Annotated in this window: 12 protein-coding genes; 4 read left to right on the forward strand and 8 right to left on the reverse strand. The window is 60.6% G+C overall.

The genetic code is table 11. The annotated features are described in order from the left end of the window. Positions 1-83: 83 nt before the first annotated feature. The 3 genes from gor to rpiA all read right to left on the reverse strand — a co-directional run bounded on the left by gor (position 84) and on the right by rpiA (position 2,884). A complete protein-coding gene (gor, locus tag LVY75_20085) occupies positions 84-1,469 on the reverse strand; it encodes a glutathione-disulfide reductase (protein XAZ25440.1) in 1,386 nt (461 codons plus the stop codon). Positions 1,470-1,577: 108 nt separating this feature from the next. Next, positions 1,578-2,168 carry a DUF2059 domain-containing protein gene (locus tag LVY75_20090; GenBank protein XAZ25441.1) on the reverse strand — a complete coding sequence of 197 codons (591 nt, stop codon included), beginning with the start codon at positions 2,166-2,168 and terminating at the stop codon, positions 1,578-1,580. A gap of 17 nt (positions 2,169-2,185) precedes the next feature. Continuing rightward, positions 2,186-2,884, reverse strand: a complete 699-nt coding sequence (gene rpiA / locus LVY75_20095; GenBank protein ID XAZ25442.1) for a ribose-5-phosphate isomerase RpiA — start codon at positions 2,882-2,884, stop codon at positions 2,186-2,188. 194 nt (positions 2,885-3,078) lie between these two features. Between rpiA and LVY75_20100 the strand changes: the two genes are divergently transcribed. Beyond that, positions 3,079-3,813: a phosphoglycolate phosphatase gene (locus tag LVY75_20100; GenBank protein XAZ25443.1), complete on the forward strand. Its 735-nt coding sequence runs from the start codon at positions 3,079-3,081 to the stop codon at positions 3,811-3,813. A 121-nt stretch (positions 3,814-3,934) separates the two neighbouring features. On the opposite strand, the gene LVY75_20105 is transcribed toward LVY75_20100, so the two are convergent. Both LVY75_20105 and LVY75_20110 read right to left on the reverse strand, forming a co-directional pair. After that, positions 3,935-5,833 carry a murein L,D-transpeptidase gene (locus LVY75_20105; GenBank protein ID XAZ25444.1) on the reverse strand — a complete coding sequence of 633 codons (1,899 nt, stop codon included), beginning with the start codon at positions 5,831-5,833 and terminating at the stop codon, positions 3,935-3,937. An 80-nt stretch (positions 5,834-5,913) separates the two neighbouring features. Continuing rightward, entirely contained in the window at positions 5,914-6,252 is a 339-nt protein-coding gene (locus LVY75_20110; GenBank protein XAZ25445.1) for a hypothetical protein, read from the reverse strand. Between LVY75_20110 and fumC the strand changes: the two genes are divergently transcribed. Further along, a complete protein-coding gene (gene fumC, locus LVY75_20115; GenBank protein XAZ25446.1) occupies positions 6,251-7,642 on the forward strand; it encodes a class II fumarate hydratase in 1,392 nt (463 codons plus the stop codon). The two genes, LVY75_20110 and fumC, sit on opposite strands and share 2 nt — an antisense overlap. Positions 7,643-7,821: 179 nt before the next feature. Here fumC and LVY75_20120 read toward each other — a convergent pair whose 3' ends face one another. Next, positions 7,822-8,130: a hypothetical protein gene (locus LVY75_20120; GenBank protein XAZ25447.1), complete on the reverse strand. Its 309-nt coding sequence runs from the start codon at positions 8,128-8,130 to the stop codon at positions 7,822-7,824. 292 nt (positions 8,131-8,422) lie between these two features. Here LVY75_20120 and LVY75_20125 point away from each other — a divergent pair, with 292 nt between their 5' ends. Beyond that, a complete protein-coding gene (locus LVY75_20125; protein ID XAZ25448.1) occupies positions 8,423-10,030 on the forward strand; it encodes a fumarate hydratase in 1,608 nt (535 codons plus the stop codon). Positions 10,031-10,085: 55 nt separating this feature from the next. Here LVY75_20125 and LVY75_20130 read toward each other — a convergent pair whose 3' ends face one another. Beyond that, positions 10,086-10,322 (reverse strand): hypothetical protein, encoded by a 237-nt coding sequence (locus LVY75_20130; protein XAZ25449.1) that lies wholly within the window; start codon positions 10,320-10,322, stop codon positions 10,086-10,088. Between the two features lie 363 nt (positions 10,323-10,685). Between LVY75_20130 and LVY75_20135 the strand changes: the two genes are divergently transcribed. Continuing rightward, on the forward strand, positions 10,686-11,756 hold the full coding sequence (locus tag LVY75_20135) for a GGDEF domain-containing protein (GenBank protein ID XAZ25450.1): 1,071 nt from the start codon (positions 10,686-10,688) through the stop codon (positions 11,754-11,756). A gap of 86 nt (positions 11,757-11,842) precedes the next feature. Here LVY75_20135 and LVY75_20140 read toward each other — a convergent pair whose 3' ends face one another. After that, a complete protein-coding gene (locus tag LVY75_20140) occupies positions 11,843-14,266 on the reverse strand; it encodes a glucan 1,4-alpha-glucosidase (GenBank protein ID XAZ25451.1) in 2,424 nt (807 codons plus the stop codon). Positions 14,267-14,273: the final 7 nt, after the last annotated feature.

Raw genomic sequence — 14,273 nt, forward strand, 5'->3', positions numbered from 1 at the left:
GCCGTTTCGCGACAAGGACGGCATAAAACAGGGATCACCCTCGCCTGCCGCCCGTGCGGCAGGAATCAATTCATGAGGATGGATCAGACGCGCTTGCCGTCGCGGATACGGTAGCTCGGCGCGTACATGGTCACCAGCTCTTCGGCGGCTGTCGGGTGCAGCGCCATGGTCCGGTCGAAATCGTCCTTGGTGCAGCCTGCCTTCAGCGTGACGCCAAGGATCTGCGCCATTTCACCGGCGTCATGCCCGAGAATATGGGCGCCGACCACCTTGCGGCTTGCGGCATCGACGATCAGCTTCATCATCATCTTTTCCGCCCGGCCCGAGAGCGTTGCCTTCAGCGGCCGGAACTGGGCGCGATAGACTTCCAGCTCCTTGTAGCGCATGGCCGCCTCTTCTTCGGAAAGACCGACCGTGCCGATCTCCGGCTGCGAGAAGACCGCCGTCGGGATGAGGTCGTAATCCGGCTTGGTCGGATTGTCCTTGTATTCCGTCTCGATGAAGCACATCGCCTCATGGATGGCGACCGGCGTCAGCTGTACCCGATCGGTGACGTCGCCGAGCGCATAGATGTTCTCGACATTGGTACGAGAATAATCGTCGACGATGATGGCGCCGCGCTCGTTGACTGCAACGCCCGCCTTTTCGAGCCCCAGCCCCTTCGTGTTCGGATCGCGGCCGAGCGCAAGCATGACGATACCGGCGTTGAGCGTGCCGTTCTTCAGCGTCTCGATGACGAGGCCGTCTTCACCCTTCGTCACCTTCTGCATCACGTCCTGGCAGAGGATGCGGATGCCCTTGGCGACCATTGCCTCATGCAGCCCGCGGCGCAGGTCCTCGTCGAAGCGCGAGAGGATTTCGGTACCACGATAGATCAGCGTCGTCTCGACGCCGAGCCCGTGGAAGATGTTGGCGAATTCGACGGCGATGTAGCCGCCGCCGGCAATCAGGATCGATTTCGGCAATTCTTCCAGGTGGAAGGCCTCGTTGGAGGAAATGCAGAGCTCGTGGCCGGGCAGCGCCTCATGCGGGTTCGGCCGGCCGCCGGTCGCGATCACGATGGTCCTGGCCGTCACCGTCTCGCCCGTCTTCAGGAGCCTGATCGTATGCGCATCGACGAGTTCGGCGCGTGTCTCCAGGATTTCGGCATTGGCGCCGGCAAGGCCCTTCTTGTAGAGCCCTTCCAGCCGCGCGATCTCATTGTCCTTGGCCGCGATCAGCTTCTGCCAGTCGAACGTGCTTTCGCCGACCGTCCAGCCGAAGCCGGCCGCATCCTCGAAATGTTCGTGGAACTGCGAAGCATAAACGAAGAGCTTCTTCGGCACGCAGCCCCGGATCACGCAGGTGCCGCCGTAGCGATATTCCTCGGCGATCGCCACCTTCTTGCCGAGCGAGGCTGCAACGCGCGCGCTTCGCACGCCGCCCGAACCGCCGCCGATGACAAAGAGGTCGTAGTCGTAGGAAGGCATGATGATCTCCGGAGGGAATCGCTGGACGGGTTTTCAACATATAGGTGGCAGCGCCACAAAAACAAAAGCCCGGACGAGGCCGGGCTTTTGTCGAAATGAAGGATGGTCTTACTTCTTGGCAGGTGCCGGAGCAGCGGGGGCAGCCGGCGCTGCTGCCGGAGCCGGCGTTACCGGGCTGTCGGTTGCCGCCGGCGGAGCCTTGATGACCTTGGAAAGCTCGGCATTGCTCTGCTTTTCCAGATCACGGGAAATGCCCTGCGCCCAGATATCGGCAGCCTTGGCGGTTTCACGCGAAGCGACGGGGCCGTCGCGCAGCAGCTTCTTGCCGACGTCGGAATTGTAGAAGTCGGCGATCGCCTTCAGCTCTTCTACCGAGAAGGCCTTTGCATAGGTCAGAGCCGCTTCTTTTTCGAGGTCGGCACGACGCGGCGCCAGAGCCAGAGCCTGGGTGTCGACGGTCGCAGTGATCACGTCCTGATAGTTCGGCGAATCCTGGATGAGGCCGGCCTTCAGGCGCTCGGCCAGACCCGGCAGGATGTTGTCATACTGGGTGGTGGCGCCAATGGCATCCATGGCTGCGCGGGCAGCCTTCAGCTGCTCCTCGGAAACTTCCTGCGCTCTTGCGGCAGAGCCGAAGGCAAGCCCGGAAAGAACGATGGTCGCAGCGGCAAGACGGCCAAGACCTGCAATGTTCATCATGAGTTTCTATGCTCCTGTTATCTGTTTGCCTGCAGCGTACGGGCGCCTGCAGGACCGGCAATGATCGCAAGCGCCGCCATGTTGATGAAAAGCCCGTGCTCCACGACACCGGGTATGGAATTCAGTTCCCTCGCAAGCGCCTCTGCATCAGGAATGCGGCCAAAAGATGCATCGATGATGTGATGTCCGCCATCGGTCGTAAAGTCTCCGTCACCGGACTGACGCAGCGTCAGTTCGCCGGAAAGCCCAAGGCGCGAGGCGGTCTTTTCGATCGCCATGCGCGTAGAAACGAGGCCGAAGGGATTGACTTCGATCGGCAGCGCGAAGGCGCCGAGCGTCTCGACCAGCTTGCTTTCGTCGGCGATGACGATCATCCGGCTCGAGGCTGCAGCGACGATCTTTTCGCGCAACAGCGCGCCGCCGCCGCCCTTGATGAGCCGGAGTGCCGCATCGACCTCGTCGGCACCGTCGATGGTGAGATCGAGCTGCGGCAATTCGTCCAGCGATTTCAGGGGGACACCGAGTTCGACGCAGAGCCGCGCCGTGCGCTCGGACGTCGGAACGCCCTCGACCTTGAAACCGGCGGCGACCTTTTCGGCGAGCAGGCGGACGAATTCTTCAGCCGTGCTTCCCGTCCCGATTCCAAGCCGCATGCCGTATTCGACATGGACGAGTGCTGCCTCGGCGGCCTTGATCTTCATTTCGCGGGCATCCATGCGCCGCCAGCTCCTGATATTGCGTTGGATGTGCTGTTTACACGGCTCGTATTGCAAACGAAAGCCAAAATCATCGTCCTGCGATTGAAAGCCACGCGTTTCGGCTGCGACTTTTCCGTCTGCCGGTGCGCCGTTGCTTTTCGCCTGTTCATCGCCTACTCCCGGATGACCCTACTCCGCAAAGAGGCACGACTTTGACCCCCGCTCCCGAAAATGCCGGCCAGGCTCCCTCCAAGAATAAAGGCCTCGTCGTCTTCGATCTCGACGGCACGCTGCTCGATACCCATGTCGACCTGGTCGAAAGCCTGAACTACACGATCGCCGCTCTTGATCTTGAGCCCGTCACCTATGACGATCTCACGCATCTCGTTGGCCAGGGAGCCCGCGTGATGATCGAGCGCGCCTGCAAACTGCAGGGCCGCCCGATCTCGTCGGAGGAACTCGCCCCGCTCGTCGAGCGCTTCGTCGCCCATTACAGTGCGAACATGCCCGGTCATACCGAGCCCTACCCTGGCCTCGTCGCTGCCATGGACCGCCTGAAGGCCGATGGCTATGCGCTCGCCGTCTGCACCAACAAGCTGGAAGGTCTCGCCACGGGTCTCTTGGAGAAGCTCGGCCTGACGCATTATTTCGAGGTGATCACCGGCGGCGATACGTTCGAACATCGAAAGCCCGATGCCCGCCATCTGACCGGCACGATCGAGCGCGCCGGCGGCCATGTCTCCCGCTCGGCGATGGTCGGCGACAGCATCAATGACATTGCGGTGGCCAAGAACGCCGGGGTGCCTGTGATTGCGGTTCCCTTCGGCTATTCGGATGTACCGGTGTCGAGTTTGGACCCGGATGTGATCATCACGCACTATGATGAGCTGACGGTGGAATTGGTGGAAGGATTGCTGAAGGGGGCTGAGGCAAAGGTTGCTGTTTGAGGGCTGATAGAGCTGGCCGTGCCGATTGCGCTGAGGGCTCCTCTCTTCTCAACTCGCACCCTCAAATACAAGACGGGCGGCCCGAAGACCGCCCGTCAAAATCCTCATCCGGCGTCAAGCGTTAGATCTGCGCCTCACGCGACTTGGTCGTCACATCGAATGCCTTTTCCACATAGGCATCGCGGCCATAGACATCGTCGAAATACTCGATCACGCCGTCCTTGTTTGGCCATGCGGTGAAATAGGACACGTAGACCGGAATCTTCTGCGGCACCTTCACGGCATGGTTCTGGCCGGTAGCGATCTGCTTGGCGACGTCATCGACCGTCGTGCCGAGAACGGCAGCGGCCATCGCGCGCGGATCGGACAGGCGCACACAACCGTGGCTCAGCGCACGCATGTCACGCTTGAAGAAGCTCTTCGAAGGCGTGTCGTGCATGTAGATGGCGTGGCTGTTCGGGAACAGGATCTTCAACTCACCGAGCGCATTGTCGCTGCTCGGCGGCTGGCGGACCGAGATGTTCTGGGTCGAGCCGTACCAGTCGACGCTGGAGGACGGAACGGCGCGGCCGCCGACTTGGACCTCGTAGCCCATCTGGTCCAGATAGTTCGGGTCCGAGCGCAGCTTCGGCAGCATCTCGTTGATGATGATCGACTGCGGCACGCCCCAGAACGGGTTGAACTCGACAGTTTCGATCTCGTCGTCGAAGAAATAGGTCTGGTTGTTCTTGCCGCCGACGACGGTGCGCATCGCAAGCTGCTGCTTGGAGTCGTTATAGTAGTAGGCCATGAAGGCCGGCTGGTTGATCATCACGTAGCGCGGGCCGAGATCCGCGGGCAGCCAGCGAGCCTGCTCCATGGCGACGACGAGCTTGCCGATCCTGGAGCCGTTCGAGTCGCCGCCAGTCATGGTGCGCACGGTCGCCTGGCCGATCACGCCATCGGGCTTCAGGCCGTGTTCCTTCTGGAAGTCCTCGACCAGTGACACGATCTCGGGCGAATAGTCGCTGCTGCCGGTATAGGCCGAGAAGGTGGCAGCATGCGCCGTCTTCAGTCCTTCCGAACCATGCTTCTGGATTGCCTTGACGATATTGGCCACTTCCGGCGAGCTGTCGCCCGGCCGCAGCAGGCTGTCGAGCGAAATGGTGATCTGCTCTTCATAGCCATCGCCGAGACCACGCAGCTTCGCAAGCTCGGCCTTCAGCGCCAGGAACTGTGTGCCGTCGGGGTTGCGGCTGGAAAGATAGGCCGCAACGTCAGGGCTCATGCGCGACAGCTTCAGCACCGGATCGAGCTTGACGACCTTGCGCTGGAAATCATGATAGCCGGAGAGCTTGTTCGGGTCGACGCGGCCGCGGGTCGTATCCTGCACATAGGAGAGAACCTTGGAGGAAAGCGCGAGCTCGAACTGCGTCAGCGCACGGTCGCGGACGTCAGGATCCGGATTAGCCGGATCGATGCTCGGCTCGGACACTGCGTAATCAGCGGGGTCGAGGCCGACGCTTGCCGCATCGGCGAGCACGCTCAGCGCCGCCTTGCCGCGCTCGTTGACACCCTCGCCGGACACCCAGACCAGCGGGTTCTTGCCGTCGCCGTAATAGCCCTGCAGGGCCTTGGCGACATCCGGATTGGCGCGGACCTTGGCTTCCGTCAGAAAATGGCGCTGCGGAGCGCCGTCGGTAGTGGTTGAACCGGAGACGTCGGCGACTGCACCGGTGACGACGGGATCTGCAAACTTCGTCGTGTCGACGAACTGCAGCGTTTCGGCCTTGTAGGTGTAATAACGCGGGCTGGAAACCTTCGGCAGCGCCGCTTCCGGATCGATATCGCCGCCAAGCCCGTTACGATTGCCCGGATTGCCGCGCATTGGAGCCGAAGGGTCCATGATGATCGTGCTCTGACCGCTTCTTGCCCGGTCGCCGCGCAGCATATCCATCAGCGTATAGGCATGCGCAGGAATCGCGCCCATTACGCAGGAAAGTGCCAATGCGGAAACCGCGCTTTTCAAAACGAACTTCATCTTGTTTTCCAGTCCCAGTATAATGCTGTTGTCGAGCAAATGGCTCAGATCAATTCTTCACGGCAGCCGCGGCCCATTCATCAGAAACCGGCCTGAGGCGCCAGCGTTTTCAGGCTCAACTTTGTGTGACGGAGTCGAACGCAAGCGCCGTGCAGCAGTTCACACAAAATTATGAAATTATTAGTTAATTTTTTACCGAATTTTCCGGTTTGAGAAAGTGCGCTTTCTGTCGCTATTTGCATTAATTTCCCTGCGTGGCCGAAAAAACACGCCGCTGAAGCGCCAGGGCGGAGATGCAAAACATGAGATCCGTCTTCAATATTTCGTGTGGCGTCTGGTTTTCTTGGCAGGTTTTCCACCCTATAAGTCCTCATCTTCAAAGACTGCCCAACAGCATGTGACAGGAAGGCATGAGCCATGAGTTCAACCCGCACCGAAACCGACACATTTGGCCCGATCGAAGTCGCCAGCGACCGATATTGGGGCGCGCAGGCGCAGCGTTCTCTCGGCAATTTCAAGATCGGCTGGGAAAAGCAGCCGCTCTCGATCGTGCGTGCGCTCGGCATCGTCAAGCAGGCGGCCGCCCGCGCCAACATGGCGCTCGGCCAGCTCGATTCCGACATCGGCAAGTCTATCGTGGATGCCGCCCAGGAAGTGATCGACGGCAAGCTGAACGACCATTTCCCTCTGGTCGTCTGGCAGACGGGTTCCGGTACGCAATCCAACATGAACGCCAATGAAGTGATCTCCAATCGCGCGATAGAAATGCTCGGCGGCGTCATGGGTTCCAAGAAGCCCGTGCACCCGAACGATCACGTTAATATGAGTCAGTCGTCGAACGATACCTATCCGACGGCCATGCACATCGCCTGCGCCGAACAGATCGCCCATCACCTGCTGCCGTCCTTGAAGCATCTGCATGCCGCGCTCGACATGAAGGTCACGGAGTTCAGCCACATCATCAAGATCGGCCGCACCCATACGCAGGATGCGACACCGCTCACGTTAGGTCAGGAATTCTCGGGTTACGCAGCGCAGGTGGGCTCCGCCATCAAGCGTATCGAAATGACCCTGCCCGGCCTCTGCGAACTCGCCCAGGGCGGCACCGCCGTCGGCACCGGGCTGAATGCACCGGTCGGTTTTGCCGAAAAGGTTGCCGAAGAGATCGCCGTCATCACCGACATGCCCTTCGTGACTGCGCCGAACAAGTTCGAGGCCCTCGCCTCGCATGATTCGATGGTCTTCGCCCATGGCGCGATCAATGCGGCCGCCGCCGCCCTCTTCAAGATCGCCAACGACATCCGCTTTCTCGGCTCCGGCCCGCGCGCCGGTCTCGGCGAACTGGCGCTGCCCGAAAACGAGCCCGGCTCCTCGATCATGCCCGGCAAGGTGAACCCCACCCAGTGCGAAGCTCTCACGCAGGTCTGCATCCACGTCTTCGGCAACCACGCCGCACTGACCTTCGCCGACAGCCAGGGCCATTTCGAGCTCAACGTCTACAATCCGATGATGGCCTATAACTTCCTCCAGTCGGTGCAGCTGCTCGGTGACGCCGCCGTCTCCTTCACCGACAATTGCGTCGTCGGCATCGAGGCCCGCGAAGACAATATCAAGGCCGGCCTCGAGCGCTCGCTGATGCTGGTGACCGCCCTTGCCCCGAAGATCGGCTACGACGCCGCCGCCAAGATCGCCAAGACGGCCCACAAGAACGGCACGACGCTGAAGGAAGAGGCCTTGGCGAGCGGGCTGGTGACGTCGGAAGAGTATGACGCGATCGTGCGCCCGGAGACGATGATCAGCCCCAAGTGAGTTGATGAATTGAAGTATGAAAGGGCCGGCTTAGCCGGCCTTTCTTGTTTGAGATGGCCGGGATCCTTCCTTCATCTTTAGGTCAGATCAACTTGACCTGATAAGGGCAGACGTCGCCTGAATCTTGTGAGATTGTCACCGAGGACTGCATTTATGCGGGAGCATAAAATTAGCGGGTCTTATGAAAGCAGTCCCTTTAGCTTTTCTTCGACAACTCTCTCCAATTCACGGACATATGCTTCAAATTTTATCCTGTCGGCCCCCATTTGCACACAGCGATCTCGCCACCATAGTGCATACAGAGGCAGCTGCCAGATGAGGAGCACAAGTTTGCATTTCTCATTCGAATTGTATTTCTGCGGATCGATACGGCGGATCGTCTCGATAGCCCGTACAGCCTCGATCTCAACGAAGTTCATCTTCCGCATATCATAAAAGTGCCCGCCTGCGCGGAACTCCTTGCCAATCTCTTCCTCGATATCCTTCATCTCTGTCTCTCGAAATTCGAGTCACGGGGCATGCCGCTCAACTAAAACTCTTCGATTGTAAAATGAAAGCTTATTGCCATGCTGGTTGCTGGAGCCACTGGCCGAGAGATTTCACTTGCCTGCCGCGAACGCGGCTGGGTCAATCGCAACCATGATGGCTGAAAGATGTGGTCCTTCCGCAGCGAAACCACCGCGGAATTTTCACCACCAATCCCCCACCCTTCCCAATTGCTTTTAGCTCGTGCCAGATTTAGACCCGTTCCAAACTATCCCACCCAGAAAGGTCACTTCGATGGCTGACGATCTCTTCCCACTTGGCACCGACAACACCCCCTACCGCAAGATCAGCAGCGACCATGTCTCTGTCGATACTTTCAAGGGCCAGGAGATCCTGACCATCGATCCCGAGGGTATCCGCCTTCTTGCCGAAACCGCCTTTGCCGACATCAACCATCTGCTGCGCCCCGGTCACTTGAAGCAGCTGGCCGCGATCCTCGACGATCCCGAAGCGACCGACAATGACCGCTTCGTCGCCTACGACCTCCTGAAGAACGCCAATATCGCCGCCGGCGGCGTGTTGCCCATGTGCCAGGATACGGGCACTGCGATCATCATGGGCAAGAAGGGCCGCCGCGTCTGGACCGAAGGCGGCGATACCGCAGCCCTCTCCAGGGGCGTTCTCGACGCCTATGAAAAGAAGAACCTGCGCTATTCGCAGCTCGCGCCCATCAAGATGTTCGAGGAAAAGAACACCAAGAACAATCTGCCGGCACAGATCGATATCTATGAGGAAGGCACCGACAGCTACGACTTCCTCTTCGTCGCCAAGGGCGGCGGTTCGGCCAACAAGACCTTCCTCTTCCAGGGCGCGCCCTCGCTCCTGACGCATGATCGCATGCTGGACTTCCTCAAGGAGAAGATCCTCACCTTGGGTACGGCAGCCTGTCCCCCCTATCATCTGGCTGTTGTCATCGGCGGCACCTCGGCCGAGATGAACCTGAAGACCGTCAAGCTTGCCTCCACTCGCTATCTCGATGAATTGCCGACTGAAGGCTCGGAAGGCGGACACGCCTTCCGCGATATCGAGATGGAGAAGGAAATCCACAAGCTGACGCAAAGCCTCGGCGTCGGCGCTCAGTTCGGCGGCAAGTATTTCTGTCATGACGTGCGCGTCATCCGCCTGCCCCGCCATGGCGCGTCGCTGCCGATCGGCCTCGGCGTCTCCTGTTCCGCCGACCGACAGGCCAAGGGTAAGATCACCCGCGATGGCATTTTCATAGAGCAGCTGGAAACCGATCCGTCCAAGTATCTGCCCGAGATCGACGAGGCTAAGCTCTCCGAGTCCATGGTGCGTGTCGATCTCAACCAGCCGATGGCCGATATCCTCGCCGAGCTTTCGAAGCATCCGGTCAAGACGCGCCTGTCGCTGACAGGCACGATCATCGTCGCCCGCGACCTAGCCCATGCCAAGATCCGTGAGCGGCTGGAAAAGGGCGAAGGCATGCCCGACTACATGAAGAACCACCCGGTCTATTATGCCGGCCCGGCCAAGACGCCCGCCGGTTACGCTTCCGGCTCCTTCGGCCCGACGACTGCCGGCCGCATGGACAGCTATGTCGACCAGTTCCAGTCCTTCGGCGGCTCCATGGTGATGCTTGCCAAGGGCAACCGCTCGCGCGCCGTGCGCGAAGCCTGCAAGAAGCACCAGGGCTTCTATCTTGGCTCCATCGGCGGCCCGGCCGCCCGTCTGGCGCAGGATTGCATCCGCAAGGTTGAGGTGCTGGAATATCCTGAGCTTGGCATGGAAGCCGTCTGGAAGATCGAGGTTGAGGACTTCCCGGCCTTTATCGTCATCGACGACAAGGGCAACGACTTCTTCCAGGAACTGAATCTGGGCTAAGGAAGTGGTGAAGGGCGATTGGCCGCGTGCCGGATCGCCCCTCAAATCCCATATTCTACCGCACCGGAGCCGCCTGAGGCCCTTCGAGATTGACGGCCGTCATGGACGGGGCTGGCTGCTTCTCCATTGTGGCGATATCGGCAGCGCTCAGGACGTCCTCTGCCTTCACGCTGGCGAGGATGTCTGTGCTGAAGATGCCGTTGAAAAAGCCACTCTGCTGCAGAAGGAAGATGGTGCCGGCGAGAACGGCGAGACCAAGAATGACGGGTGACGTGTGGCGAGACGATTCCATGATCTCATGCCCAAAGGCGGGGACCGCGATCCGGTCCCGATGAATTCGATTTCCTGAGATGGAATCTGTGGTCTCGCCACGCCGGTCTGCAGATCAGACAAAAGATACCGACCGTCAACAAAGCGAAAACAATCCCTAAAAAGAGAAAACGATTGAACTTTTTTGGAACACCTCGCGCATAAGAGGTGTCTCCGTTGCAGTCGAACTTACAAATATTTGTGAAAAATCATAGGGCTGATCGTAGTATTGATGCCCGTCAAACTTATCGTATGTAATCTTTGGTATATGTCGCTTTAATCATTTCCCAAGAAATCTAAGGTAACAAATAGAAGATTGCTTAAGAATTGGATGAGGAGTTGCCGGATGAACACGGCTGTTGCGCCCAAGGTGCAGGTTCCCGATGTGGCGGGTCAGATCACCTATGCCATGCGCTCCATGGGCGTTGCGCCAATTCCCCGTAACTACGAACTCTTCTACGAAGCCTATATCGGCTCCAATCCGGCACTCACCCGCGACCTTGCCGCCCTCGGCAGCCAGGCGTCGCAGGCCGAGCTCGATGCGCTTGGCTCGCAACATTGTTCCCACACGGCGCCCGCCAAGATTTTCGACGACGCCCACAGCCGCATCGCCGGTGAGCTGGAAGGCCTGCTGCGCGTGCTGCGCCAGGAGCAGACCTCGCTCGAAAGCTACAATCGGCTGCTCAACGAGACCTGCAAGCGCATCAGCTCCAAGAGCACGACGAGCGCCGACCTGATCGAAAACGCCATCGACCTGCTCACCCAGGCAACTGGCGATACGATCACCCATGGCGAAAAGACCGTCGAAGACATGGTTCAGCGCTCGCAGGAGATGGATCAGGTCCGCAAGGAACTCGACGAATACAAGCGCATCGCCAATACCGACTCGCTGACACGCCTTTCCAACCGTCGCGCGTTCGACGACCGTCTGGCGGCCGTCTTCAACACTCCGGCGCTACGCCCGGTAACCGCCCTGCTCCTGGCCGACATCGACAATTTCAAGAAGATCAACGACACCTATGGTCATCCGGTGGGCGACAAGGTGTTGGCGACAGTCGCCTCCGTCATCCGCAGCAACGTCCGCCGCGATGTCTTCGTCGCCCGCACCGGCGGCGAGGAGTTCGCCCTGATCATTGACGGCAATACGCTGGATGAAGTCACCGCGATCGCCGAGCGCATCCGCCGGACGCTGGAATCGACACCCTTCAAGAATTCCCGCACGCGCGTCAATTACGGCCCGGTCACCGTCTCCATCGGCATTTGCATGGCCTCGCATGCCGACGATGCCGGCGAACTCTATTCCAAGAGCGATATCGCCCTCTACAGCGCCAAGAACGCTGGTCGTAACTGCACCGCCGTCTATGAGGACGGCATGCAGAAGGAGTTCACCAAGAGCTGGCTGATATATAAGGCCTGATTTCTGCACCCGATGAACTGAGTTTTTTCGGCGGCCGCAACGGCCGCTTTTTCTTTGTGTCCGCTCGGCGGCGCACGGCACGAACCTCAAACCACCTCGATCTGAAAATCCGCGCCCTCCCAGCGCTGTACATCCGTCCAGAAAATCGTGAAGTCGATCTTGCCGGGACCGAGCGTCTCCGTTGGCAGGTCGAAGACATGGGTTTCGAAACCGGTGTCACGGCATGGGCTGTCGGTAGCACTTGCCCAGCAGTCGGTGGACCAGCGCACCAGGGCGGGTGACGGCAGTTCGATGCGCAGCTTGCGGCCGGCCGGCATCTGGTCCTGCCGCGCCGTCAGCCGCCACGAGAAAGGTGCCGGTTCCGGTTTTGCCGCGACATAGCGGGCAAAGGTCTGGGGCGGCATATCGAAGATCACGCCGTCGCGCAGCGATCGCAGCAGCTTGATATGTTCGGCATGCGCCCAGACGAGCGGCATGGCGCTGCCGGAGGGGCGGCCGAGGAAGAGTTCGCGCCGCGGCACGTCTTCGCTGTCCCAGATCTGCTCCGGCAGGAGCCCGCCTTCGCTTGCCGAGGCTTCGAGTGCTGCGAGCATCCGCCGCGCCTCGCCGGCTCGCCCGGCAGCGAGTTCATAATGGGCGCGCTCGCCGGTCAAGAGCGGCCACAGCCGTCCGACACCGCTGCCGGCAAAGGGCGCGCCGTCGATGCGCTCGCCATAGCCATCGTCATTGTAGCGATACCAGTAGGGACCGGCAGGAAGGTCGCGGCGCAACTCCGCATCGATCACGGCCACTGTGCCGAGTATGCGCGGATCGTCGGCGGCCCGCAGGCCGAAACGTACGAGCGCCAACGCATCCGGACTGATCAGCAGGTCCGCTTCAAGCACCTCGCCGAGATCATCCCGATTGCGGATCGGAATGAAGTCACGCCGCAGTGACGGGCTGCCATCGGTCGCCGAGGCGATGCGAACATAATAGCCTTCGACGCCGACACGGCGCGACAGCTCGGTATCGGTGGCGTAGGTCCATTCCTCGATGCGCTCGTTCCAGCCGTCAGCCACCTCGCGCAGATAGCGCGCCGCATCCAGCCGCCCGGCCGCTTCCACGGCATCGGCCGCTGCAAGCAGGCCTGCAATCTCGACAGCGAGCGTGAAAGGTGAATAGCCGGCATCCTCCTCCCACCGGTCCTCCTGGGTGGCAGGCCCGTTTCTGACGATATAACCCGCCGCAGCCTCGATCATCGGCAGATATCGCCCCCGCTCGGCGGCATCGATTGCGCCTGCGCGCAGCAGCATGTCGTAGAGCAGGATCGGAAAGGCCGTCTCGTCCATCTGGATGCCGTTCCAGTAAGGCCTGCCATCGAGCCAGGCATTCTGCACCCAGTGGCCGTCCCCTTCCTGGATGACGGCGAGATAGTCGAGCACGGAGCGCGCATCCGCTATTGCCCCGGCTGCGAGCAGTCCGCCCGCCGTTTCCACCAGATCGCGCGTCCAGACCAGATGATAGCCGCCAAGGTCGTCATCGCTCTTGCTGAAGCCCCAGGGGATGGAAAGGCTGGCAATGATGGCGCCGGAGGCATCGTCCCGGTGGGTGGCGAGCACGCCGGTGCTCACCCGGTACCGGTTCAGCTGGGTCGGATCATGCGGCTCGTCGAGTGCGAGCAGTCCGGCCTGCCACTCTCGCCAGCCGCTGCGATAATGTTTCAGCGCCGGCTCGACGCCCTGTTCCAGGCTGCGCAGCGTCCGCAGGGCCGCCTCCTCCGGCTGCGTGCCGAAACCGATGGCGATCAGCGCCCGTCCCTGGTCTGCTCGGCCCCCCCCAGATTGAATATCCAGTGTCCCCGACAGCGCGATGTTCCCGGAGCCGGCATAGCAATATTCCTCCTTCAGTCCCTCGCCGCGCGACAGCGTCTGCCAGCCATCGGAAAAGCCCACATAACCCGCCGAGCGCGCAAGCCAGGGCACAGAGGCGGCGACGGCGAGCGAGCGGCCGGAACCCTCGGCAAAGAGCATCGGCCTGCCCTTGAAATCGGCATACCAGCCGGTGTTGTCTGCGCCGCCATTGACGAGATGCGGGGCGATCAGCGCGTGCAGCCTGTAGTCTGAGAGACTGCCCGTCAAAGCCTCGAAGCAAATGTCCTGCAGCACCACCTCGCGCTCCGGGTCGGAAAAGATGGTCTTGGTAATGCGATAGCGACCGTCGCGGGCGGTATTGACCAGGCGGAAGCCCGGAACGCCATCCTCGATCGCCTGCACGCTGTGATCGGCATCACGTTTCTCCTCGGAGAAATAGCCCTGAGCGGTAACGATGAAGCCGAAATCGCGCACACAGGCCATGTCGAGCCGCGGCGCGTAGATCTCGTTCACAATGCCGTGGCTCGTGGTGAACCAGACGCAGCTCGCCGAGTTGACTGATGTGCCAACCGCACTCTTGTCGCTGGAGGTCCAGCGGGGCTCGATGCCGGGAGCACCTGGTGGTTCGACGGAACCGGGTGGCAGTGTCGGAAAGGCCAAGTGCTGT

This window comes from Sinorhizobium sp. B11 (assembly GCA_039725955.1).
Classification (GTDB): domain Bacteria; phylum Pseudomonadota; class Alphaproteobacteria; order Rhizobiales; family Rhizobiaceae; genus Rhizobium.

What these genes read in the sequence shown, in the direction of transcription:
- fumC (XAZ25446.1), top strand. Translation starts at nt 6,251, where the DNA reads ATGAGTTCAACCCGCACCGAAACCGACACATTTGGCCCGATCGAAGTC.
- LVY75_20090 (XAZ25441.1), bottom strand. Translation starts at nt 2,168, where the DNA reads ATGATGAACATTGCAGGTCTTGGCCGTCTTGCCGCTGCGACCATCGTT.
- LVY75_20125 (XAZ25448.1), top strand. Translation starts at nt 8,423, where the DNA reads ATGGCTGACGATCTCTTCCCACTTGGCACCGACAACACCCCCTACCGC.
- LVY75_20120 (XAZ25447.1), bottom strand. Translation starts at nt 8,130, where the DNA reads ATGAAGGATATCGAGGAAGAGATTGGCAAGGAGTTCCGCGCAGGCGGG.
- LVY75_20105 (XAZ25444.1), bottom strand. Translation starts at nt 5,833, where the DNA reads ATGAAGTTCGTTTTGAAAAGCGCGGTTTCCGCATTGGCACTTTCCTGC.
- LVY75_20110 (XAZ25445.1), bottom strand. Translation starts at nt 6,252, where the DNA reads ATGGCTCATGCCTTCCTGTCACATGCTGTTGGGCAGTCTTTGAAGATG.
- LVY75_20130 (XAZ25449.1), bottom strand. Translation starts at nt 10,322, where the DNA reads ATGGAATCGTCTCGCCACACGTCACCCGTCATTCTTGGTCTCGCCGTT.
- rpiA (XAZ25442.1), bottom strand. Translation starts at nt 2,884, where the DNA reads ATGGATGCCCGCGAAATGAAGATCAAGGCCGCCGAGGCAGCACTCGTC.
- LVY75_20135 (XAZ25450.1), top strand. Translation starts at nt 10,686, where the DNA reads ATGAACACGGCTGTTGCGCCCAAGGTGCAGGTTCCCGATGTGGCGGGT.
- gor (XAZ25440.1), bottom strand. Translation starts at nt 1,469, where the DNA reads ATGCCTTCCTACGACTACGACCTCTTTGTCATCGGCGGCGGTTCGGGC.